Annotated in this window: 17 protein-coding genes and 1 pseudogene; 1 reads left to right on the forward strand and 17 read right to left on the reverse strand. The window is 46.4% G+C overall.

The features are described 5' to 3' along the window. Positions 1-435: 435 nt before the first annotated feature. From ACFQ0C_RS19525 to ACFQ0C_RS19545, 5 genes are all read right to left on the reverse strand, one after another. Positions 436-3,093 (reverse strand): 3-keto-alpha-glucoside-1,2-lyase-like domain-containing protein, encoded by a 2,658-nt coding sequence (locus ACFQ0C_RS19525; RefSeq protein ID WP_379368676.1) that lies wholly within the window; start codon positions 3,091-3,093, stop codon positions 436-438. Positions 3,094-3,393: 300 nt separating this feature from the next. Next, positions 3,394-4,941 carry an extracellular solute-binding protein gene (locus ACFQ0C_RS19530; protein ID WP_379368677.1) on the reverse strand — a complete coding sequence of 516 codons (1,548 nt, stop codon included), beginning with the start codon at positions 4,939-4,941 and terminating at the stop codon, positions 3,394-3,396. Between the two features lie 66 nt (positions 4,942-5,007). Beyond that, a complete protein-coding gene (locus tag ACFQ0C_RS19535) occupies positions 5,008-5,883 on the reverse strand; it encodes a carbohydrate ABC transporter permease (protein WP_379368678.1) in 876 nt (291 codons plus the stop codon). Between the two features lie 11 nt (positions 5,884-5,894). Beyond that, complete coding sequence (locus tag ACFQ0C_RS19540; RefSeq protein ID WP_379368679.1) at positions 5,895-6,851, reverse strand: ABC transporter permease; 957 nt, start codon at positions 6,849-6,851, stop codon at positions 5,895-5,897. A gap of 329 nt (positions 6,852-7,180) precedes the next feature. Next, positions 7,181-8,416: a glycoside hydrolase family 130 protein gene (locus ACFQ0C_RS19545; RefSeq protein WP_379368680.1), complete on the reverse strand. Its 1,236-nt coding sequence runs from the start codon at positions 8,414-8,416 to the stop codon at positions 7,181-7,183. An 88-nt stretch (positions 8,417-8,504) separates the two neighbouring features. Here ACFQ0C_RS19545 and ACFQ0C_RS19550 point away from each other — a divergent pair, with 88 nt between their 5' ends. Beyond that, positions 8,505-9,335 (forward strand): helix-turn-helix domain-containing protein, encoded by an 831-nt coding sequence (locus ACFQ0C_RS19550; RefSeq protein WP_379368681.1) that lies wholly within the window; start codon positions 8,505-8,507, stop codon positions 9,333-9,335. Here ACFQ0C_RS19550 and ACFQ0C_RS19555 read toward each other — a convergent pair. From ACFQ0C_RS19555 to ACFQ0C_RS19610, 12 genes and pseudogenes are all read right to left on the reverse strand, one after another. Then, positions 9,329-10,849 (reverse strand): FAD-dependent oxidoreductase, encoded by a 1,521-nt coding sequence (locus ACFQ0C_RS19555; RefSeq protein WP_379368682.1) that lies wholly within the window; start codon positions 10,847-10,849, stop codon positions 9,329-9,331. The genes ACFQ0C_RS19550 and ACFQ0C_RS19555 overlap by 7 nt on opposite strands. A gap of 430 nt (positions 10,850-11,279) precedes the next feature. Continuing rightward, a pseudogene (locus ACFQ0C_RS19560) lies at positions 11,280-12,464 on the reverse strand (IS4 family transposase). A gap of 264 nt (positions 12,465-12,728) precedes the next feature. Beyond that, entirely contained in the window at positions 12,729-13,964 is a 1,236-nt protein-coding gene (locus tag ACFQ0C_RS19565) for an enolase C-terminal domain-like protein (RefSeq protein WP_379368683.1), read from the reverse strand. Positions 13,965-14,002: 38 nt separating this feature from the next. After that, positions 14,003-15,256 (reverse strand): enolase C-terminal domain-like protein, encoded by a 1,254-nt coding sequence (locus tag ACFQ0C_RS19570; RefSeq protein WP_379368685.1) that lies wholly within the window; start codon positions 15,254-15,256, stop codon positions 14,003-14,005. Between the two features lie 46 nt (positions 15,257-15,302). Continuing rightward, on the reverse strand, positions 15,303-16,082 hold the full coding sequence (locus ACFQ0C_RS19575; RefSeq protein ID WP_379368687.1) for an NAD-dependent epimerase/dehydratase family protein: 780 nt from the start codon (positions 16,080-16,082) through the stop codon (positions 15,303-15,305). A 30-nt stretch (positions 16,083-16,112) separates the two neighbouring features. Next, complete coding sequence (gene yiaK, locus ACFQ0C_RS19580) at positions 16,113-17,111, reverse strand: 3-dehydro-L-gulonate 2-dehydrogenase (RefSeq protein ID WP_379368689.1); 999 nt, start codon at positions 17,109-17,111, stop codon at positions 16,113-16,115. Between the two features lie 94 nt (positions 17,112-17,205). Beyond that, positions 17,206-18,618, reverse strand: coding sequence for an ABC transporter substrate-binding protein (locus ACFQ0C_RS19585; protein WP_379368691.1), 1,413 nt, complete (start codon positions 18,616-18,618; stop codon positions 17,206-17,208). Positions 18,619-18,631: 13 nt separating this feature from the next. Further along, positions 18,632-19,693, reverse strand: a complete 1,062-nt coding sequence (locus tag ACFQ0C_RS19590; protein ID WP_379368693.1) for an Ldh family oxidoreductase — start codon at positions 19,691-19,693, stop codon at positions 18,632-18,634. Positions 19,694-19,831: 138 nt separating this feature from the next. Beyond that, complete coding sequence (locus tag ACFQ0C_RS19595; protein ID WP_379368695.1) at positions 19,832-20,572, reverse strand: response regulator transcription factor; 741 nt, start codon at positions 20,570-20,572, stop codon at positions 19,832-19,834. A 28-nt stretch (positions 20,573-20,600) separates the two neighbouring features. Continuing rightward, positions 20,601-21,455 (reverse strand): carbohydrate ABC transporter permease, encoded by an 855-nt coding sequence (locus tag ACFQ0C_RS19600; protein WP_379368697.1) that lies wholly within the window; start codon positions 21,453-21,455, stop codon positions 20,601-20,603. Beyond that, the gene (locus ACFQ0C_RS19605) at positions 21,452-22,342 is read right to left on the reverse strand and encodes a carbohydrate ABC transporter permease (protein WP_379368699.1); all 891 of its coding nucleotides are present in this window, start codon (positions 22,340-22,342) and stop codon (positions 21,452-21,454) included. Before ACFQ0C_RS19605 ends, ACFQ0C_RS19600 begins: the two co-directional genes overlap by 4 nt. Before the next feature lie 157 nt (positions 22,343-22,499). Further along, positions 22,500-24,215: a cache domain-containing sensor histidine kinase gene (locus ACFQ0C_RS19610; protein ID WP_379368701.1), complete on the reverse strand. Its 1,716-nt coding sequence runs from the start codon at positions 24,213-24,215 to the stop codon at positions 22,500-22,502. Positions 24,216-24,351 lie beyond the last annotated feature (136 nt).

The raw sequence follows: 24,351 nt of genomic DNA on the forward strand, positions 1-24,351 counted from the left end.
TCAATTATTGAAATAAGAAAATAAAACGGCTTCATCACACCTCGTTGGATACGGACTAAGGACTTCTTCCTCCTCCTCTCTCCATACACACAAAATTAAATAGGCGTTCACCCAAAAATAGAGTGAACGCCTATTTAACAAAATTTGTTGGATGATAAATTGGTATTGAAATGAGGAAAGCCAGCAAACACAAATGTTTGCTGGCATTTCATGAAAATAATAATGACAAATAAAGTGTTGAAATGGATTTCTGGGTAAATTGTTTAAATTACAAATTAGTTTTGAAATATATCTGACAAACTTTTGAAAACAAAAGTCTCCTCTAAGTTCTTTGATTAAGTCACCATAGCCCGCTATTCGACAATGAGAAATTACAAAGCTGTTCCTCTCAGCCGTTTCATGGCTTTAGGGACAGATCCTTTTGGTCACCGAACGTTACTGGTTAGAAGACAGAACCAACGCGTCATCAAAAGATACATCTACAGAGGTGGTTCTGAATCCGATTTTCCCTGTTGTCAATTCCGTCACAGGATTGGTCCATTCCGTCTTTAAAGCTCCATCCACATAACCTTTTATGGTATTGCCTTGAATGGAAGCCTTGATCGTATACCACTGGTTCGCCTGAGCTGTGAAAGGAGTGCTGGATACCAGGGTCAGTTGTCCATTCACAGCTTTATGCAACTCCAATTTTTGATTCCATACATTTATGCGATACATATAATAATTATCCGCATTCTGCACCCTGAAGACGATGCCCGCATTCGCATTGGTGATGGGCATTTTCACTTTACCCTCATATGTATAGTCCGTCCAAGAATCACCGGCTGTAATAAGCCCAGTAGTCGAAGCACTCTGGAACAAGGTTTTCGTACCCGCTGTCACCACACTCCATGAACCTGAAGATGACGTCCATCCTGTCATATTTCCATCTTCAAAATTATCGTCCAATCGAATGATTGGGGACACAATGGCATCGTCAAAATGGACGACCATCGAGGTGGTGCGGAATCCGATCCCACCTGTGGTCAATTCCGTTACGGGATTGGTCCATTCCATTTTTAATGTTCCGTCCACATAACAGGAAATTTTGTTCCCCTCTATAACCGCCTTAACTGTATACGACTGCTTCTCAATGGCTGCGAAAGGAGTGCTCGTTACAAGCGTCATTTGTCCATTGACGGATTTATACAACTCCAACTTCTGATTGGATGAATTAATTCGATACATATAATAATTATTAGCGTCCTGAACCCTGAAGACAATGCCTGCATTGGCATTGGTAATGCCCATTTCCACTTTGGCTTCATAGGCGTAATCCGTCCATGAGCCGCCAGGATTGGCGACAATAAGGGATGTTGTTGTCTGACTGCCGCTGGACAGCATTTTATTCTTGTCGACTGTCGGTACGGTCCAGTCACCTGAAACGGATGTCCATCCCGTCATATCTCCGTCTTCGAAATTGTCACTAAACAACGGCTTGGTATTGGCAAACATGATGCCACTTACATTGTCATTTAATACGCTAACTTTCAAGTCAGTTAGGTTTGTTGCGAGCTTGCCTTTCACATAAACATCTGAGAACATGACACCGTTAACCATTCCGCCTTTGGTGACATTTCCGGAAAGTCTGGATTGCTCAGATCCTACCTCGCGAAGATTAATGTTCTTTAATACAACATTGTTTACATTGCCGGAAGTACTAGTAGAAACTGTAAGCCAATGATTCCCGAATTGATTGATACCGACTCGTTCAATATCGATATTTTCAAACGTAATATTTTGAGCGTAACCTTCCTCCGGAAGCGTATTATTTGTGTAACCATGATCAACCAGCAATGCCCTTGCGCTTTGATACACATATGAATTTCGGACGGTCACCCCGATCTGCGCCTGGGCTACCCCCTGGCCAATTTTGAAAGCCGCGCATCTTGTCCATGCAAATGCGTCATCAAAGACTACATTTTCCAAATGTTCAAGCGCTCCAGGCCATCCGCTAGACATTCCCGTCTGCAACCAGGTTTTCGTAGAATAAGTGTCATCATCCGATATGGCAATTGAATGTTTAACAAGCACATTCTGACTCTCGTTTATATCGATAACATCATTTTCGATTTTGTATAAATCCTGGAATCCCTTGAGATTTTTTATTGTAACATTGTCGGAACGAACAACCATGAACGACCAGAAACCGGCATCCCGCAATATTAAACCATCAAAAGTAAAATTTGTGGTTGCGAGCGGGACCAACAGGTTATTCAATAATCCTTCATTTTTATTCGGTGCTGGCATTTTTCGCTCTCGCATCGCTATGCCTTTTCCATCAATAGTCCCCCGTCCCCGTATGGTGATATCACTGGAGTTTACGGCAGTACGAATAAAATACGTTCCATCCGCATTTCGTGAATCCTTCCGAAAATCAATCCCATAGTCTTCGCCCATGCCAGTGCCGACAATGACAGCGCCTCCTGCCAGGTAAAAGGTCACATTGCTTTTCAAAGTCAGGTTCCCGCTCTTATAGACACCGGCTGGAATGAATACAATGCCACCGCCAGCTTGATAGGCCGCATCGATAGCCTGCTGAATCGCGTTCGATGCCATCGATGTCCCCGTATTATCAGCGTTGTATGGCGATTGGGTCACATTATAAATCCCGGCACCTGTGGACGGGGGAATATTCGTCTCCAAGGGATCTGCTGCGATGACAATTCTCTTCGTCTGGTCATTGATTTTTACGATCACATAGGTTGAGGAAGAAAGCGTAAACGTTAGCTTGTTCCCATTAACAGTCCCCTCGATGTTCTTGGCCATTGGACTGATGGAATAGGATGTAATCGGCACATTAGAAGTAACCTCAATACTGACCGTGCCGGCAAAAGAAAATTGAGCGTAGTCATAGTCATCCTTATAGTTGATCACAGGAATTGATTGGTTATCCGCTTTCAATGAAAATACACTGGATGCGGTATAGATGGATGGCATCGGGTAATTCTGAATCGTAGCTGGAGCTGCTCCAACCGTTCGGGGTAACAAACCTATGATTATGATGGCAAGCACTACCAACAGGCCGACTAATTTTCTTGTCATTGTAAACATGAATATACCTCCTTAAGATTATTCACTGCCCACCGATAGTAAGGCAGCGAAGCTTCGTACGCCAAACAAGGTCCTTGCTTGCGAATTATTGAAAGCGCTGACATTTTTCGCAATAACAAACAAATCTATTTTGCGGCATTCTCTCCCCTTTCATGAAGTAATTATCTTATTTGTTTAGGCATGGCCCAATAAGATCGTTGAATAACTATCGTCTATATAGATGAAAACACAGACAAGAGGAGATCCTACGTCAGTCGTGCAAGCAAGTTCTCCTCTTATTGTAAAATAATGATGAATTACTTACTTTTTCACAGTTGCATACCAGTCATTGACTTCTTTGTAGCTAGCGTCTCCGCCTGCTGATTTGAATTTGGCAATGAATGCATCAATCCCCGTAAACGGCTCAGCACCAAAAATTAACTTGGTTGTGTAATCGTTAGATTGCGTATTTAGACTTTGAAAGTTCTTGGAGAATTCCACCATATATGGTGCGTAACCTAGAAGATCAGTTACTTTGGTAGGTTCAGGCGCTAATCCATTCAATGAATTCCAGGCATCGTACAGACGCATATCCTTACGTACACGTGCCTGCCAATAAATTGGGTAGTTCTTATCGTCCGTTCCCGTTAAGAAGTTATTCGCTTGATTCCGCTCATCAGTAAATATCGGTTGGATCGGTGAATATGCACCATCTTTGAGCGTGTAATGTTTATTTTCTTCCCCAATAGCCATCGTTCTAAACGTATCTTTCTCCAGCTTCGCATTCATCCATTTAATCGAATCTTCCGGATGTTTGGATGCTTTTGGGATGAAAGTAATACGGTCAAAGCCTTTTGAAGCAGATAGGCCCGTTTTACCATCTTTACCTTTCACTGCAGGGATAAACGTTGCTTTCGCAGTTGGGATATTTTTCGTTAATGCATCAGCAATCGTAGGGACATCCGACCAGTTCATCATAAGGATACCTGCTTTACCGCTTGTAAATTTCTCTTTCGTAGTTGCTGCCTTATTGGCAGCAAATTCTTTATCAATTAAGCCTTGTTTAAATAAATCAGCTACAAACGCTGCATAATCCTTGAAGGCGGGATCCAACACACGAGGTGTTAATTTACCATTCACATCATTCCAGAAATTCGGCATGCCGAAAGCACCAACAATATTTGGAATAAAGGATGAATCACCACCGACGGTTAAAGGAATATTCCCATCGCCATTCCCGCCTGGATCTTTTTCTTTAAACGCTTTCAGAACTGTAACAAGTTCATCAAGTGTTGTCGGCATTTTCAGTCCGACTTTATCCAACCAATCCTGCCGAATGTATAAATCTGTATTAACAGTCTTGGTGCTTTTCGTTGGAATGGCATATAGCTTCCCATCTACCTTGGCAGCTTCTAAAGCTTCAGGATCAATGACAGCTTTAATGTTCGGCCCGTATTTATCAATTAGCGGTCCAAGATCGACTAATGCCCCCTTTTTCGCATAATCGGAATAAAGCGCTTTAAAATCTGTGGTTCCTGTTATAGTCACCGCATCGTACGGCTCTCCTGAAGCGATCAGAATATTCAGCTTATCTTGGGGTTTATCCTGTGGAAGCATATCATACTGAACTTTATAACCCGTAGCTTTTTCCAAATATGTAGCAACTGGGTATGTATTATAATCATCCTTTTGCCAAATTTGCAGAGACTTTAGTTCCGGCTTTACAGCCGCTGCAGTCGGTGCAGCTGATGCTGCTGGTGACGTGGTGCTACTTGAGCTGGTCCCACCTGAGGAACAAGCAACGAGCGATGAAGCTGACAAACAAGCTGTAAGCGAAACGAGCATCATCTTTTTGTTTTTTTTCAACATACAAAAACCCTCCCTAGTTCATTGTGTAATAATATCATTAAGCCGTAGTTGGCATTAACGCAAGTTCTAGCCTTTCACTGAGCCAATCAGAACACCTTTGACGAAATGCTTTTGGAGAAACGGATAGACGAGCAGCATCGGAATAATAGAAGCAATAACTGTCGCCGATCGTATACCTTCAGGCGAAATCTTCATTATATCGTCCACACTGCTATTCAGGGCAGTCGAGCTATCTGCATCCATGACAATATCCCTTAGATATAATTGCAATGGTTTCAAACTTGCTTTCGAAATATACAGCATAGGATGAAAGTAGTCATTCCAGAAATACACCGTATAGAATAGCGCGATTGTGGCAATAACCGGCGTACTAAGCGGAAGAATGATACGGAAAAGAATCGTAAAATTGCGGGCGCCATCCATTTTGGCTGACTCCTCTAACGCTTCAGGTAAAGATTCATAGTAGCTCTTAATTACCAGTAGATTAAACACGCTGATCAGTGCAGGCAACATTAAGGACCACAAACTATTGATGAGGTGGAGTTCCTTCATAAGTATGTAATTCGGAATGATGCCACCATTAAACAACATCGTAAAAATGAACATGATCAAAACAAATGGAATTCCGGGTAGATGCTTCTTAGATAAAGGATAAGCCGTCAAAGCCGTCAACGTAATGGAAAGCACCGTCCCCAAAACCATGACAATAAGGGATACCGAGATTGAATGTAAAAACTGACTTGAAGATACAACATATTTCATCGTTTCTAGTTGAAATCCTACAGGCAGAATGCCTACCTTACCCGAGATAACTGCTGATTCATCACTTAATGCTTTAGATAGAACGTTAAGCATCGGCAATAGCGTAAGCACGCTAGACAATAACAGCGCAGCATATACGCATATATCTAAGGACCAATCGCCAATTGTTTTCTTTTTCATAGCTGCACCTCCTACCAAATGCTTCGCTTGACCACTTTTTTGCTGAGCTCATTACCCAACACGATCAAGAGAAATCCAATAACTGAATTGAACAAACCCACTGCTGTACTAAAACTATAGTCTTGCTGTCCTAGACCTATTCGATAAACATAAGTCCCAATAACATCACCAGATTGATAAACTACGGAATTATACATGGTCAAAATTTGTTCTGTACCTGCTTCGAGTAAGTATCCAAGACGCAAGACAAGAATCAGGATGATTGTAGGCACGATACCCGGCAGGGTAATGTGCATCATCTGGCGAATTCGCCCAGCCCCATCAATGGATGCTGCTTCATATTGCTCTTGCTCAATGCCGGCAATCGCCGCAATAAAGATAATCGCGTTCCATCCAGATTCCTTCCAACCTGCGGTAAACACCAGCACGCTTCGGAAATAGTGATTATCAAGAAAGAACGATATCGGTGTACCACCCAAAAACTCAATCACATTGTTGACCAAACCTCCGCTTGGGGAGAGTATGGTAATGAACAGTCCGGAAATAATAACCCAAGACAAGAAATGCGGCAGAAAAATAATAGTTTGAATCGAACGCTTGAACCAGCTCCTACGTACTTCATTCAGCAATAGCGCGATAATAATCGGAACTGGAAAGAGAAGCACAAGCTTGTACAAACTGATTAAGAGTGTGTTGATAAATACTTGCATAAATTCTTCCGAATGGAGTAATTTCTCGAATTGCGCCAAACCAACCCATTTACTTCCCGTAAACCCATCGAAAATGTTGAAATCCATGAACGCAATGATAATTCCATACATGGGCGTATATTTGAATAATAGTAAAAATAATAGTCCAGGAATAAGCAAAACGTAGAGATCTAAGTTTGTGAGAAACAGTTTCCACCTATTCTTACTAACCTTCACCGTTCCGACACCTTGTTTCACTTCCAATGTTCTAACGCTCATATCCCGTTCACCTCCAAGTTGTTAGATTTTAATCTTAAAGACTACTATCAAGTTCGAAGCACCGGCTATCGAGACGTGATCTCTGCGGCACTAGCCTACAAACACTATTATAAAACGCTTTCCTGATTGGCGAGAATGATGGATCTTCCTTTTATACTTGATGAATCTTACTGTTTTTATGAGAAGGTGTTTTGGATAAATGAAAGAGCACTCCTCACCAATCGAAAAATACTAAAAGGCATGAATTCGGCACTGTACCGGACTCATGCCTTTTAGCTTTACCGATAGATATGTAGTAGCTGATGCTGTTAGTTTTGTTACCCTTTTTCTCAATCTTGCTTAGAATATGTTTTAATGGCACTACCGTTCTCGTCGAAACAACGGATGTAATCCGTTAACTCTTTAAAGTTGACCCAAGAAATTCCTACTTTCTGATCAGCAGCACCGTATGACATGATCAGCTCATCTCCCACGACGATACCAGCTGTGGTAAATAAGCAAGGCGTCGGATAATCGGAAGGCATCTCCCACTCTCTTTCTGCGAACATCAGCCGCTCTGAGCACCGATGTGTTACTACCGGGAAATCGTTCGGCTGCTCCTTCACAATCATGAAGGACTGCGTGTAGCCAAACACAACGTCTTTCTTTCCATGATAAGATACGAGCCATTCGTCGTCCGAGACACGGATTGGCGGCCAACTTGCACCAATGCGGTTATCCTCCCAGTGAAAGACACTCGTCGCAAGCAGACGATGCGTTGCTTTCGGAGAAGCGAAGTCCTCAATCGTATTTGCAGCTGCTATGTAGATAGAGGGTTTCTTAACTTCAGCTCCTCGCTCGAACGGTAACACGTTCATTGGACGATGAAGCATCACATATTGTGAATTCCCTTGAATCATCATTTTGTCAGGAAAAAGAAAAACGTCCCGATTATCGCTAACGTGCCCTTCCGTCAGTGGGCCTATATAATGGAATGCTGCGCTATAGTTACGCATTTTCAACTGCTGCAAATCTAATTTATATAGAACCGTGACAGTATCATTGGAGCGCGCTGTTTTAATAAAAGGGTCTTCAGCTTCACTTCCATTGAATATCCACTCTGGTACATATTCAAATCTCGTCTGGACATCCGACAGCCAATAAGGGCCCGGAGGAAATGGACGACAAGCCACACTAACGTATAGCTCCCCTTCAATTGGGAAGATACGCGGATCTTCCATACAGCCATTCGCATAATTGCGTACGCGATTTCCATGAATATCTGCAATGTAAAGTTCGTGTTCTTCATAGCCTAACGCCGGCGATAGCGCTGGCTCACTGAAATCGGCTTCCCATGTTTCCCCATTATCTTCGCTAGTAGCATAGCCTAGGAAAATCGGGTATGGGTCGTGGCAGCCTTCTCTCCGCTTTTGTGCCAAAGGACCCGTTGCCCTGAACAACATATGCAATGTGCTCGACTCTGGATCTTGCACGATGGCAGGATTCAGCACCATTTTGCTGGCCCAGTCACAGCCTGGTACCGGTTCTAATGCCGGCTTATTTAAATATTTAAAATTTGGTTTCATGATCCGTTTTCCTCTCTTTTCTCTGTCAATCTCAACGAAGAAACTATATAATCGGAGCAGAATAGTTATTTTCTGGAGGAATCTTCCTATGACGAGGTCAGTTCAACACCAATCCAGCGTCATTTATGCTAATTATTTCACCCACACTAAGCTTCACTCCGTTACGTATAAAGACGGGCTGAACTTCTACATGTTCCGGCTTCAGTCAGAAGGATCCTGTCGCGCACTGGTGGGAGGGAAATCCGAGACCATCATCCCCGGTGACCTGCTCATCTATCCTCCGGATCAGCCATACGAACTCAATGTGCAGCCCCGAAGCGCTCCTGATTCGGGTGCGGTTCAACCTGTCGGCGACTATTTCCTGGCCGGTAACGGGGAATGGCTGGACTCGTGGTGGAAAAACAAAGACTTGCCCACTAAAACAAACATTGGCTTTGACGATACGGTCATTACCCTATGGAAGCATATTATCAGCGAAAAGAAAAAAGTCATGCAGAACCAAGAGGAGATCATGGACTACCTTCTTAGAACGCTTTGTTTGACACTGGAGCAAGTAATTAAGAGCAAACAACGCACCAAAGGAGCAGATATCGCTCATAAACTTAAGCTATTTATAGAAAGTCATGCCAATGAACCTCTTAGTTTAGAAAAAATATCGGCCTCTGTCGGATTAAGCGTCTCACGCTGCTCATATCTGTTTAAAGCCGCTTTTGGCCAATCGCTGTTCGCCTACTGTATTGACGTTAGGCTAAAGCTTGCGCAGCAGCAGGTGCTCTACAGCAATCTTGCGCTGGAACAGGTTGCTGAAAAGACAGGTTTTGAGAGTTACCCTCATTTTTGCCGAGTTTTCCGCGAACGATTTGGACATCCCCCAGGCGAATACCGGCGCAAATTTGGATATGGGTTCAATCCTTATTGATGCGTGCTTAGGAACTCTACGTATAATACCTGATTTTCTTGAACGAGCAGGGGATGAAGCTGCTCATACTTTACATTTTGAACGATACCATCCGTATCAAGTGCCAGAACGGCAGCAGCCGCAGCCGATTGCCCCAGGATCATAAATACGGGCTCCATCCGGATCGAACCGTAGGCTGCATGGGTAGCCGAAACACATACCGGCACAATTAGATTGGTGCACTCTGTCCGTTTTGGCACAATTGCTTGATAGCTTATCGGATAAGGGGCTTTTAATTTTACGTAAAATCCGCCTTCCGTGCTAACATGCCCGTCTTCGTTTACATAATATTGCGTGTGATGTGAGTCCATGGCAAAGGAGCCCATTCCAACGGAATCGAGCACAGGTTTTTCCAATCTGACCACATGCTCGGTCACAACATAGTCACTAATCATTCTGCGGGATTCTCTGATGTATAACTGTGGAGTCCAGTGACCTGTCTCGATAAATTCATCGAGCGGCAAGCCCCATGGCTTGTAGACCGCCCGAATTTCCTCCGGCACTCGCGGATGATTTTGAATGGTCCACACATAGCCTTGCTGATAGAGGCGATGAGCATGCCACATGTGTTCCCGCTCAAGATAGTCCGCCTCTGCATAACTATGGTTCATTCCGTTATAATCCGTAGAAATGCCACTGTTGTTATTGGAATCTGTCTTATCCGAAGTTACCATATTCAATTTAAAAAATTTCGAACTTTGCCCTTGCTCGATGGCCCGGAACAAAATTTCATAATCGGCTTCGTTATATCCCTCAGGCTTTTCGATCTCCAGGCGGTTGTCCGGATTATTCGTCAAACACATGCGGAAGTTATAAGCTTGAAGCTTTGTGTCTCCATCGCCCATGTTGCCTCCTCGGTGAGGATTGACTCGCAAAAGCAAGCCGCTCGAGGGCACCCCTTTAATGACATATGGATCGATCCCGCTGGGTAGTTCATTGAGTTCATTGCCAGGATGAATGCCGTTTAATGTCTCCCCATATTGTGAATTGGACTCCCGGCCGACAAAATAGGATACGCCCGATTTACCCATTAAATCCCCTTCATAAGTAGCATCAATAAACACTTTGCCTTGATAGAGGTTCCCGGATTCCATACAAATGGAGATAATTTTTGAACCTTTCTTTGTGACCTCGTCTTTTAGACGTAGCCTTTCTCCGTATATGACTTCGATGTTATGTTCCGCCACCAAATCTTGCAAAACCTCGAGCGCTACTTTAGGTTCAAACAGCCAGCAAGCTCCGTCATGTGAATATTTCTGAGCTACCCGTTTGTAAAACTCCAAGGATAAGCCCCCGATAGCTTCCTTCATCCCGAAGTCCGTATCTCCCAGGCCTCCAGTGGTCAAGCCCCCAATTCGCTGACTTGGCTCGATCACGACTGCATTTTTACCCATTTTTTTTGCTTGAACAGCGGCCATAATACCTGCCGCAGTCCCTCCGTAAATTACAATATCGTACTGTTTCTCCTGGTACATTTTATTCCTCCTCCTAATTACGTTTACGTTTATTATTATAAGCCTATCCTTAATCTATCGAGAATGATGGATCTTCCTTTTTAACTTGATACATCTTACTTTTTTAGCATTACTACCATTTGATATAAATGACCCGGAGGGTGAACACTTTTTTTAAAAGTGTTCACCCTCCGAATCACAGTAGAAAATCAGTAGTTTTATAAATCGGAACATTATCTATATGTGCATATGGCATGTGTAACTGCTCAGATATTTCTATTGTTCTTTTTCTTGATTACTCAACTTTCGCAGCTAATAAAGCACTCTAATCGCTTGCTGCTGTAGGGGTACAGAAGGAAAATTTCCACTATTGACAGAAAAACACCCTTCTTGTTTGGTATCATGGAAGTGTCGAGCAACCATGCAAACAAAGAAAGGTGTTGTAATTCACTCAACTTTCGCAGCTTAAATCTATGAACAAACCTTTGATGTAGCAAGGTAAACCGACTATCCACTCGCGGAGTTGACAAAAAACATTGGACTTCTCCCGTTTTGTCTTGGCTTCGGCCATTTGCTGGAACAATGCCATCAGTTGTTGCAACGCGGTTTGGTAATCCAGGTCCCTTACTTCATCAGCAAATAGGAAGAAAAGACCGCCCAATGACTTGGCATCATTCGCTTGCCGGCGCTCAAACTCCATGACTAAATAACGGCTGAATACCACAGTCGTATGGCAAATAAGCATGTCAAAAGAGCGGCCCTGAAACTCAGTGCCCAGTTTAAGATAGCTTTTGGTGAATTTGAAAAAGGTCTCAATGCTCCAGCGCATCCCGTAGACTCGAACAAGCTCGTCTGCAAGTACCGTCAGGTCGGTACTGAGAATGGCTAGCCATTCCCGGAGTTTATTACGGTTTTGAACGAAAACCAGCTTAACGGGTAACCCACAAGATGTTTCAGCAATGACAGAACCTAAGATCTCTCTATTCTTGTTCTTAGGTAGGGTGGCGTACAGTTCTTTCAAGGTCATCAACTTGCCATTCAAGCGGTAGCGTTGCTTCATCTCTTTGATCATACCAATGACCGGAAGTCCCATTGCATGGAGCTGGCGAAGCAACGGTGCTTGAGTAAACCAACTGTCCAACAAATCCGATTCACCAGTTTAGCCGAAGAGATCATGACAAAGTCAATCGGAGCAAAGCTATATCCATCTGACCACCCGAGTGTTAACATGGTAAAACCCTTGGTGAACCGGCCAGTCGTATGGTCGAATACACGAGCCAGTAGTTCGGCTTTTTTACTGCGATTACGGTTTAAGACTGAATCGTCGATAATGAAAACACGCGTACGCGAAGAAGCAGAGCGATTCAAAGTGCTGAATGATCTTTAAAGCAAAACTATGAAGAAACTTCCGCCAAGCGAACGTACCTTGATTAAGAAAACGATAAATAACGTCTTTTCCAGGTAGCGACGTACCTCGCTCACTCTCCAAGAGACGGAACCAGTTTCGGCCTTCAAACACAAGAGAGAACAGGATCTGAAACACATCTAAACTAGAAGGACCAAATACCTTGTTAATTCCAGCTTTTCGTCCCTTCTCTTCTAGACTCCTCCCACAATGGGATGAAATCCTGCGAATAAGCGAGTATTCGCGAGAAAATTAAATCGTACCGAGGGAGCTTAATGGCCATGTGAATATCACCGCGATTATGCACATATGTATGTGTCGCAAAACGATTATGCACCTATGTTTGTGTCGTGACCTCGTAACACGAACATAGGTGCTTTGAAATAAAAAATCCCCGATTGGCGGGGATCTAAGAGCACTCATTTTTGTATCGCCGGACACTCGTCTTAACGATGGGTGAGCATGAATGTATCGATAGTCTACGCCTTGCAAGTCCTACTCCTCAATAATCCGGTGCCGCTCAATGTAGTCGTAGTTTATGTTCATGCCGAGGCCCGGTCCCTGAGGAACTGAGATGAAGCCCTCTTCATCCATCGGGTCGATCATCTCGTTCAGCCAAGGAGGTTTGACGTCGTAATTCAGGAAGGGGTGCAGCAGCCCGCGTTCATAGTATTCGCCGGGGATGCTCATAGCGGCGATAGCATGCAGCGTTCCGACCCCGGGACTGTGCGCCTCAAGCGGAATGCCGAAAGCTTCGGCCAAATGGACGATTTTCATAAAAGGAGTCAAGCCACCGACGCCCATAACGCCCGCTCGCAAAATATCGGCAGCTTTGCGGATCACCCATTCGGTTCGAGCATAAATTTTGCCCGCATGGGATTCCGGCCCGATGACCGGGATGTCCAGCTGTTCGCTGAGCCATGCATAAGACGACACGGAATATTCGTTCATCGGCTCTTCGAGCCAGTAATAGTTCAGCTTTTCAAGCTCTCTCCCGATGGTCAGCGCCTGCTGGCGGGAGTAGGTGTGGTACGGATCGAGCATAAGCACCATATCGACGCCTACACGTTCCCTTACCGCACGGCAAGCCTCGACATCACGAAGAAGATCCGGAGTCGCCGTGATCGTCGAAGGCGTCCACACCTCGTCCATCCACGTATGCAGCTTAAACGCCTTATATCCCTGTTTCTTGCACACCTCGGCATAATCCGCATATTCTTCCGGCGTGCTGAGGCCGCCCTTATAATGATCTCCTACCATCGTGCTGGCATATGCCTTTACCTTTTCCCGGTGACCGCCCAGCAGCTTATAGACCGGCAGCTTGCTGACCTTGCCCGCCAAATCCCAAAGCGTCAAATCAATCATCGCTAAAATCCGGTCAGTCAGCTTCGGAAACGACCGCTGCAGCCCGTTGAGCTTCCGCCATATGCGTTCCCGACAGACAGGATCCTCCCCAATCAGATGCGGGCGCACCGTCTTGAGCAGAACATCCCACGAGTTGGAGTTCACTTGAAAGCTGCCTTGCCGGCCTCCACCCGCTGACAAATCCACCAGACGTTCAAACGGAAACTTATCTGTGGGCTCAAAATGACGCTGTGAGCTGACATACACACCCTCCGCACCTTCGTCCGTCACAATGCGAATCAATGCTTCCTCGGACCAGCGTCCGGATACCGGATGCTGATGGCCATCCACGTTAAAGCCGTTATATGCCGGAACTCGAAACCGCACTACCTGTAGATCGACGATTTTCAAACGTAGCCCTCCTTTTATAGCTTATGCTCGCGAATATAATCAAAGTTAATATCCCAGCCAAGACCCGGTTTGTCAGGCACATGCACGTAGCCTTCCTCACCCATATGCTCGACCGATGAATTCAGCCATACAGGCACATGATCATAATTAAGGAAAGGATGCAGCATGCCGCGTTCATAATACTCACCCGGAATCGTCATTGCGGCCATCGCATGCAGGTTACCTGGCCCAGGGGAATGAAGTTCCAAGCGGACGCCAAACGCTTCGCATAAGCCGACGACTTTCATCAGCGGCGTCAGACCGCCGACATTCATCACGCCGGCCCGGCAAATATCGCTGGCTTTACGTACAATCCATTCCGCCCGCGAAGCGAGCTTGCCTTTATGCACCTCAGGTCCGATCACCGGAATATCGAGCCGCTCAGTCAGCCAAATATAGGATGACAACGAGTATTCATCCATTGGCTCCTCCAGCCAGACGAAGTTCAGCTTCTCTAACTCCTTGCCCAAATAAAGCGCCTGCTCCCGGTTATAGTAGTGATAAGGGTCCAGCATCAAATCCATGTCGTCACCGACCCGCTCCCTGACCGCTCGGCATGCCGCAATATCCCGCTTCGGATCGGGCGATGCGTTAATCGTCGACTCCGTCCACTTGCGCTCGGCCCATGTGTGCAGCTTGAATGCTTGGTAGCCTCTATTTTTGCACACTTCGGCATAATCGGCGAACGCCTCCGGTGTATTCAAGCCGCCTTCCAGCGTGTCCCCGATCATTGTGCTCGCGTACGCCTTCACCTTCGTGCGGTGACCACCCAGCAGTTTATACACCGGCTGCTTGAATGCGCGGCCGGCCATATCCCACAGTGCCAAGTCAATAAAGCAGATCAATCTGTCGGTCAGACGCTTGCTGCTCCGCTGCATGACCCACAATTTATTATGTATTTTTTCACGCGCCATCGGGTCTTCTCCAATGAGCAGCGGCTTGATCACTTTGTCAACGACACCTTGAATCGGATCGTGCTTCGGGTCCGACACAGGCTTATCTGAAAATTTCTCAGGCTGCTTCGCTTCCGCTCCGAGCAGCTCATATTTCTCATTCGGAATCAGCTGCTGGTAAGGGATATGGTACCCTTCCGCTCCGTCGTCCGTAACGATGCGAATCATCGGATGAGCGATATCGTGCTCCCGGCCGGGACCTTGATGGCCGTCTTTATTGCTTCCTAACCACGACTTCGCGCGAAACGTCACCACTTCAACGTCAACAATTTTCATTAGCGTCCCTCCTGTATGGCTAAATAGTTAACCTAACCACGTCAATCTAATAAACAGCGGGACGGAAAGCGCCGATGCCGCCTTGGTAGACAAGCTCTTCCGGATTGAACTTATCCGGCGGGATGCTCCCTTCATAGGCGGATCCATCGTCCTGCGGGTCGTAACCGATTAAGTCCTTCAAATAAGCAATATCCCAATATTTGTCCCGGTTGTTGGAGATGCCGAATAAGTTTAGGAACTTCAAATCAGCATCGGCATCAACACAGCATTTCATCAGATGAATCAAATCTCTACTGCTGATCCATGTGCTTAGGTCCCTTTTCGAACTCGGAGGTACTCCGAAGAAGGTGCCGATTCGTACATTGATCGATGAAATACCGCACTTGTCCGAATACAGCCTCCCCATTAACTCTCCATGGCATTTCGATAGCCCGTATAAATTGCTTGGGCGATAAAGCGAATCGTCACCGACCGCTTCATCTGCGAGATAACGGCCTACAGTATGGTTGGAGCTGCCGAAGATCACTCTGCCGACCCCGCGCTCTCTGGCTGCCTCATAAACATGGTGCATGCCCAAGTAATTAACCTGAAACGCATCGGCAAGGCTCGGATGCTTCATGCGGAAAGCCATATGAATGACCGTATCGACGCCTTCCATCCAGCGCAGGCAGCTTTCGTAATCCGTCACATCCATCGTTTCGATGCCTAGGCTTGGATCTGCCAAAATATCGGTGCCGATCACCTCGTAATTGGGATCATCCCGCAAGCTTAGATAGATACATTTGCCAACTGTTCCGGCAGCTCCAGTAATCAGTACTTTTTTCAACCCAATCCCCTCCACAAAGCCGAAGCCTTCTTAAGCGTCAAGCAGCGATTGCCAAATTTGCGGATCGACAGGAATTCCATTGCATATATTATCGTCCCGTCTGCGCAGCGTGTCTTCTCCCGGATACCGGACGTCGCGGTGTCCTTGAGCCGGCATCGAGCAATGAAGATCATCGATAACATACTCAAGCTTCTCCTTCAGCATGTTCCGGTCCAAAAGTGCCCTCGTATCAAACGCCAAAAATACTTGTGAAACCGCCTGCTCGCCCTCGTCCAAGCCGACCTCGTAAGTAGAACGCCCACCGGACAGCATCATGGCAATGAGATCCAGCAAGATTGAAAGCCCCGAGCCCTTCCAATAGCCGATTGGCAGTAGCTTCCCGCTTGCCAATATTTGATCCGGATCATTCGTCAAACAGCCTTCCCCATCATACCCGCCCGCAACCGGCAGCGCTTCCCCGCGTGACGAATAAGTGTTCAGATTACCATATGAAAATTGGGACATCGCAATATCGAGAATAACCGGTCCTTTTTCCCGCGGCACAGCCAGCACAATCGGATTGTTGCCGATCTTCCGTTCTTCCGCCCCCCAAGGCACCAGGTTCGGCAGCGTATTCGTCCAGCATATGCTGATACAGCCCGCCTCCGCCGCCTGCCAGCCATAGCTGCCCGCTCTCATCCAATGGTTCGTGTTTTTGATGGCAACACAGCCAATACCGTACGTACGTGAAAGCTCGATCGCGTGTCCCATGCTCAGATAGGCATTGATATTGCCCGGTCCTCTGCGTCCATCCCACCTCTCCACAGCCCCCATGCCCTCGACTTTTTCCGGAGTCGCGTGGATATCGATAAAGCCTTTGCGAATGTAATCAAGATAGGTCGGAAAACGGTTGAGCCCATGGGTATAAAACCCGTCCCTGCTGGCCTCGGCAAATAATTTTGCAGAAAGCTCCGCTCTGTCTTCGGTAAAGCCTTCCTTCAACAGCACCCTTCGGAGCTCTCCATACAACTGTTCAAAAGGTACTCTCATCCTCAGAAACCTCCCGCTGCACATTGTTGATCTACTCTTGCTCGAATGCAGTTGAGCCAAGGCTAACCTTGACCCAATGGTGACGATCATTCAATCACTTTTTCATTGTTTTCACGATGTCATTGATCAGCTTCATCGAGTCGTCCGTCACTTTATTGATGCTGGCGTTCGGATACGCTACGATCTCAACCGCATTTTCCAATACTTCAATAATCTCACCGTTTGTCGTAGGTCCGTTATCGCCGAGGCCCATATTTTTCATGCCGTATTCATGGCCCTTCAATACAACAGGATCATATAGCTTACCGGCGCCTACAGCGTCAGCTACAGGCTTAACTGCGGAAATGGAACGAGTGTCCTTCAAAATTTTATTTGCTTCAATATCGTTCAAGAAGAAGTTAACGAACCTCACCGCTTCGTCGATATTTTTGCTCTTATTAGAGATTGCAACCACTTGCGGTGGTTTGACGATCAAAGCCGTATTCTTAGCGCCTTCGCGGACCGGTAGAGCGAACGGTACGAATTCGCCTTTAATACCGTTTGTATAAGGCGATACGGTCGATGTCCAAGAGAACACCATAACCGCCTTGCCGTTGATCCACTTCGGATTCGTCTGTGCGGCATCGTTAAACACCTGTGCATCGGATGCCGGAATCGCGACTTTATCCTTATACAGCTTGTTGATGTAGGTCAGCGCTTCCGCCAGGTCGTCTCTTGTAAAACCCAACGAGTAATCGTCGCCGATCATATATTTGCCTGTCTTTTGCACAATATAACGCTTGAGGACAAACTCAACCATACTGCCGATATCCATGTTCAGCATATACGATTCGGGATCCTTCTGATTGACCGTTTTCCCGTATTTGTAGAAGTCGTCCCATGTCCATTTGGTATCGAGCGAGGATGGGATGCCGAACTTGTCAGCCACCGTTTTATTCATGATACCAATCGTCGCGTTGACGCCCATCGGAAGTCCGACCAGCTTATTGTTAAAGACACCGTTTTCTTTCAAAAATTGCGGGTCAATGCTGGACAAATCGATCAGATTTTTCTTCGTGTTGAAATCGACGAAAAAGTCGGAGTTTCTTGTAAAGTCCTCCATCCACGGTGGGTTCAGCTGCGCGATGTCGGCAATACTGCCGCCGGCAAGACCGGTAGCGATCAATTCCCGTTCAGACTTGCCGCGATATTCCGCCTTAATGGTGACGTTCGGATTCTTCTTCATGTACAAGTTGATCACGTCGATCGTTGCTTTATGGCGAACCTCGTTCCCCCACCAGGAAAAGCGGAGCGTAACATTTTCCTTCGGTGCTGACGATGCCACAGGTTGAGCCGCTTCGCTTTTCCCCGCTTCTTTAGCGGCGCCAGAACCGGAAGAGGTGGCGGAGCTGCTGCCAGAACCGGAACCCGCGCTTGGAGCCGGAGCGGATCCGGTGCCGGAGCATCCCGACGCAACAGCCAGCGACAAAATACATGACAATAATGAGATCTTTCTTTTCGATATCATGGAATTTTCCCCCTTAAGATCTGTAATTGATTAGCGGTGAAATTTCCAGCCTGGCGGCCGCTACCGCTAATTTCTCCACCAGACCGCTTTCTAAATCGATCGTTCCTTTACTTAACATACCTGCTTTTCTTCGGTAGGAGCCGTGCCCTGGGATATGTACACCGGGTGCAAGCTTGTCGGCGCGGTCAAGTAAAGTCGACGTCCGCTGCTTAAACGTGGCCATATCCAACATCGTATCCGGCTTAATCACAAGCGCCGTATGCCCCCAATGATTGTCCACAACTTCTTCGTCCGGTGCCTGATCCATAATCCAGCCTCCGGTAAACACGCCGCTTAACACTTCTCCCAGCATCGAGAGCGCATACCCTTTGTGTCCGCCGATGGGCAATCTTGTACCCTCCAGCACTTTAGCCGGGTCAGTCGTCGGCTGTCCGTCCGTGTCGACGCCCCACCAGGGCTCAATCGGAATACCTTTGGCCGCACGCGCGCGAAGCTCCCCATGCGATGCGTAGGCGAGGCATGCGTCGAATACAACAGGAGGAATATCGGAGCCTGCGCTAAAGCCGAAGCCGAGCGGAAGCGAGCCCATGCAGTTTTCTGTGCGTCCTGTCGTTCCCATGTTCATGCCGCCCTTGCACAGCAGCAAGGAAATGTAGCCTTCCTCAGCAGCTTGCTCGACATAAGGAGCAGCCGCGAGAAAATGATTAGAATTCCGGATAAAACACATACCGATGCCGTAATCGTCAGCCAGCCTTTTCGCCCGCTCCATTGCAAAGCAGCATACAACCTCACCGAGTCCGCGGTCGACATCCCATGCTTCCATCGTCTTAAACACGCTGAGCTGCTTATACTGCGGTTTCGCGTTAATTTCACCGCTGAGCAGCCGCGAGATCCGGGACGGTAAATCGTAAATATCGTGGTGCCCCACTCCCCGCAGCGTCGCCCGCATAAACACGTCAACGGCTTTCACGCAGTCCTCCTCAGGTACCCCACAAGCTGCAACTGCTTCATAAATAAACCTTTCCAGCTCGACTAGTCCGACCGTTCTCATTTTTGGAATCATAGCCTCTCGCATGCCGACCTCCTTTAAGTGATTCGCATTGCATAAAATATAAAGCGCTTTCTTTTCAAAGAATAGCATCCCTTTCTCCAAATAAACAGGCGCTCATCTTATGAAAAGGTATCAGTTTCTACCCCTTTTTTTGACACAAATTCACCTGTACTCCCGCGGAGAAATGCCATGGTACTGCTTAAACGCTCTGGAAAAATTTTTCGGATTGTTATAGCCGATTGCCGATGAAATGTGGTAAATTTTAAGATTGATATCGGCCATCAGCTCCTTGGACTTGATCATTTTCATCTCGAATAAGTAATCGGAGAAGTTTCTGCCGGTATTTTCTTTGAATATTTTTGATAAATAATTCGGGCTCATATTGACCTGCTGGGCAGCTCCTTCGAGCGAGGCGTCCTTTATATGCACAACCACGTAAGATTCCACGATGTCAATAATTTTCTCATAATATCCGCTGATCGCATCGGCAGAATTATCCGTACGCACAACTGCTTCCGGCTTGCTTCGTTCAATCAGCTCCTGCTTGATCAAGGAAAAAACGGATACGATTTCGGCGAATTTGACCGGCTTCAATATATAATTTCGAACGCCGTGAAGGAGCGCTTGTCGAGCATACTCAAAATCGGCATAACCGCTCAGGAAGACTACGATCGGGCTTAATCGCTGCTCACGAATGCACCGAGCCAGCTCCGTTCCCGTGAGCACCGGCATTCTGACATCGGAGAGAACAACATCGACAGGATGATCGTATAAATAATCCAAAGCCGCCTGACCGTTCGGGAAACTTCCTACGACTTCAAACCCCAATTCCACCCAAGGGTAATGCTTCTCCAGTCCTGATCTGATTTTCGACTCGTCATCCACGATAATTAACTTGTACATAATGCCGACCTCCTTCGATCGGATATAGTTAGCCTTTGAGCCCTGTTGTCGCGATTCCTTCAACGAAATACCTTTGCGCGAAGAAAAAGATCAGCACAAGCGGCAGCACTGAAAGCAGACCCATTGCCATAACCACGTTCCACTGCACGTCAGACGCGGTATCCATCGAAATACGCAAGCCGAGCGCCAGCGGATATTTTTCCACACTGTTGACATAGATCAATACATCGAAAAATTCGTTCCATGTCCACATAAACTGAAACAGTCCCGCCGAGAAAAGAGCCGGCTTCATGACAGGCAAAAGCACTTTGAAGAGAATGCCTCCGGCTGAGCAGCCGTCCATCTTGGCGGATTCATCCAGCTCACGCGGAATCCCTCTGATGAATTGTACGAGCATGAAGATGAAGAACGGAAAGCAGGCGAACAGCGCCGGAACAATAAAAGGCAAGTAGGTGTTCAGCCAGCCGAGCTTGTTGAACAGCAGATAACGGGGGATGACAATGACCGCATTAGGCAGCATCAAGGTCGACAGCATGACGGCGAACCACAGCTTTTTGGACGGAAAGTTAAATCTTGCAAAGCCGTAGGCAACCAGCGAGCAAGAGATTATCGTAAACAGAACCGTGGGCACCGTCATGACAATCGTGTTCCAATAAAAATCGCTAAACCCGATTTCCGTAAGTCCATTCCAGCCCGCTTTATAAGCGGCAAACGGGTTATCGAACGGAAACTTCTCCGGCAAAATTCTGCTTGAGCCGAAAATTTCGGCATTTTGCTTGAAGGTTGCGAACAGCATCCACAAGAGAGGGTAGATCATGATCAAACTGCCGATAACAAGGACGGCATGACTGACCCATTGAGAAACGGTTCTTCCTTTCATCATGCGCTCTCCTCCTTATCGTTATAATGAACCCAAGCGTTAGAAGATTTAAAGATCAAGAGGGTAATAAGTAAAATAATAGCAAACAATACCCATGAAATAGCCGAAGCATAGCCCATCTTAAAATTGTTGAAGCCTTCGTTGTACAGCTTCATCCCTACCAGATAGGTCGACTTGAGTGGACCTCCGCCTGTGATGACGAATGCGGACGTAAACGCTTGCAGCGCATGGAGCGTCTGCATGATCAGATTGAAGAAAATAATAGGCGTAATGAGCGGAATCGTAATTCTGAAGAAGTTGGACCCCCACGAGGCTCCGTCCACCGTAGCCGCTTCATACAGCTCCTGCGGAATCTGCTTTAGCGCCGCCAGGAACAGCACCATCGACGATCCGAACTGCCATACCTCTAACGAGCTGATGGTGAACAGCGCAATATTCGGGTCTCCCAGCCAGTCGGGTGCAGGAATACCGACGCCATTGAGCATATTGTTGACTATACCGTCCTTCATGAACATAAGCCGCCATAGTGCGGACAACGCGACGCTGCCTCCGAGAATGGAAGGCAAGTAAAACAGCGTCCGGTAAAAGCTCATACCCTTAATCTTGATATTAAGCAACAAGGCGACGATGAGAGCGAAGCCAAGCTTTCCCGGTACCGCCATCAGCGCGTAGGAAAAAGTGACCCTAAGCGAATGTAAAAAATCTTTATCGCTACTAAACATGCGGATGTAATTGTCAAACATAACGAATTTCGCCGACCTGAGAACGCTGTAATCGGTAAACGAGTATACAAAAGAAGCAACGAGCGGATACAGCTGGAAAGACAGAAACCCGATCAGCCAGGGAGAAATGAAGAGCAGCCCTATGTACTTAGTGTTCAGTTTAGCCAAAGAAATGAAACCTCCCTACAGAATGTTTTTGTAATTCCGATTGTGGAATGTAAGCGTATTCTTCGGCTTTATTATAGCATTTTGCACCAATTCATTTGTATGTACCGGACTTATGAAGAGGTATCATTACTTACGATTCTGAAGAGTAGCGGTCTTTCTAGCTCTTTATTCTAAACGTGACGGTTACCCCTTCGCCGGGGTTGCTCCGGATGGACAGTTTGTACTCGTCTCCGTATTTTAATCTTAATCGTGAATTGATATTCCGCAAGCCGATATGCTCGGAGATGCCATAGTCGGGCTCGGATTGGAGCGATGCAGCCACTTCGTCAAGCCGCTGCTCCGACATGCCGGGTCCGTTGTCAGTAATCTCAAACTCAATGTCATCCCCGTCCCTTTGGATCGTAATATGGCAGTAGCTGCCTTCCTTGCATACTCCGTAATGGACGGAATTCTCAATAATCGGCTGCAGCAATAACCGGATCGTGCTGCATTCCAAGACGTCCTGCTCATACGTCCAGATAACTTTGAATGTGTTGTCGAAGCGATAGCGCTGGATATCGATATATTTCTTGGTGATCTCGATTTCTTCCCGGATGGTAACCATATGAAGCGGACTGTCGAGCGAATAACGGAGAATCTCGGACAACTGCTCGATCATCGTGTTAGCGAAGGTAGGCCTCAGAGTCACATTCAACACCTCAAAATTGATCGATTGCAGCGTATTGAACAGAAAATGAGGATTGATCTGGTATTGGAGCGCCGTCAGCTCGGCCAGTACCTGCCGGTACTTCCTTTCTGACAATTGCAGATTCATACGGCTCTGATTGACGAATGAATTGATCGTATCGTTCAGAATCAGCGAATAAACGTCGTTTTTCTTCTTTTCTACGACGTTCGGCAGCGTCATGCCCGCTTTGGCCAGCTTGAAAATCTTCAATATTCTCGCGATTTGCCTGTAATTGCGGATGGAAAAATAATAGGCCAGCAGTGAACTGATCAAAAGAGAGACAATCGCCGAATACAGTGTCAGCTTGATGATCAGGATCGCCGAGCTATAGATCGTCATGGTCGGAATAACGGAAACGTATTTGAAACTATAATGCTCCGAGGACATTTCCACTACACGGTAGCGATCGCTTCGGAGCAAATCGGCAAAAAGTGTAGTTTCGTCAGTATGGCCGCCTCCGTCCGCCGATTCCAACAGCTGCCCCATATCTTTATTTGAAAATAGCAACTCCCCCTTCTCGTTCAGCACCGCCATATATTGGTCATCGTATGTCGTTATGGAGTCCAGCATTTTATTGAAGTACTCCTGCCTTACATTGATGACAATGACACCGTTCAGCTTGGTCCGCTGGTAGATGCTTACAACGTCCAGGTCTCTGATCCTCCGCTTTTCCGTCCACAGCATCGTATCCCTGCTTTGTTTCTTAAAGCTCTCATACCAGGCGGTGTCGTAATAGTCGGTGATCGATTCCTTATCCCCGTTCGCCAAAAAGTATTTGCTGTCGCCAACTTTAACGTAGATTGAGTTGATATACATTCTCGAATAGCTGGACGATTTGAGCGAAGGCCGAATGAGCTTCAGCGCCGTCGTATCCTCATGGGTCACTAAATCCGTGCTTAAAACCCTCAATAAAGGCAAGCTTATTTGAGGGTTGTAGTCAATAAGTATTTTCATACTGTTCATATCTGAGAAAATGAGCTCTACCGTCTCCTTGGACATATTTAACGCTTTATGCGTATTGGTGTCTATTTCTTCTTTCAACGAAGATTGAAACACGTTCATAACCATCAAGCTGAAAATCAACACTGGAATGGAGACCGCAATAATAAAGGTCATGAAGTTTTTAATAAAAAATTTCTTAAGCACGCCCTGACCCCCTTTATCCTAATACCACCAATAATAACCATAAAGATAAATTGTGTCATTAGATAATATATTTCAATTAACTAAATCCCCAGGTCCACTTAAATTGCGGATAATGTACCTGCTGAGCGGACTGATC

Source organism: Paenibacillus sp. GCM10027630 (assembly GCF_042676305.1).
In the GTDB taxonomy this organism is placed as follows: domain Bacteria; phylum Bacillota; class Bacilli; order Paenibacillales; family NBRC-103111; genus Paenibacillus_S.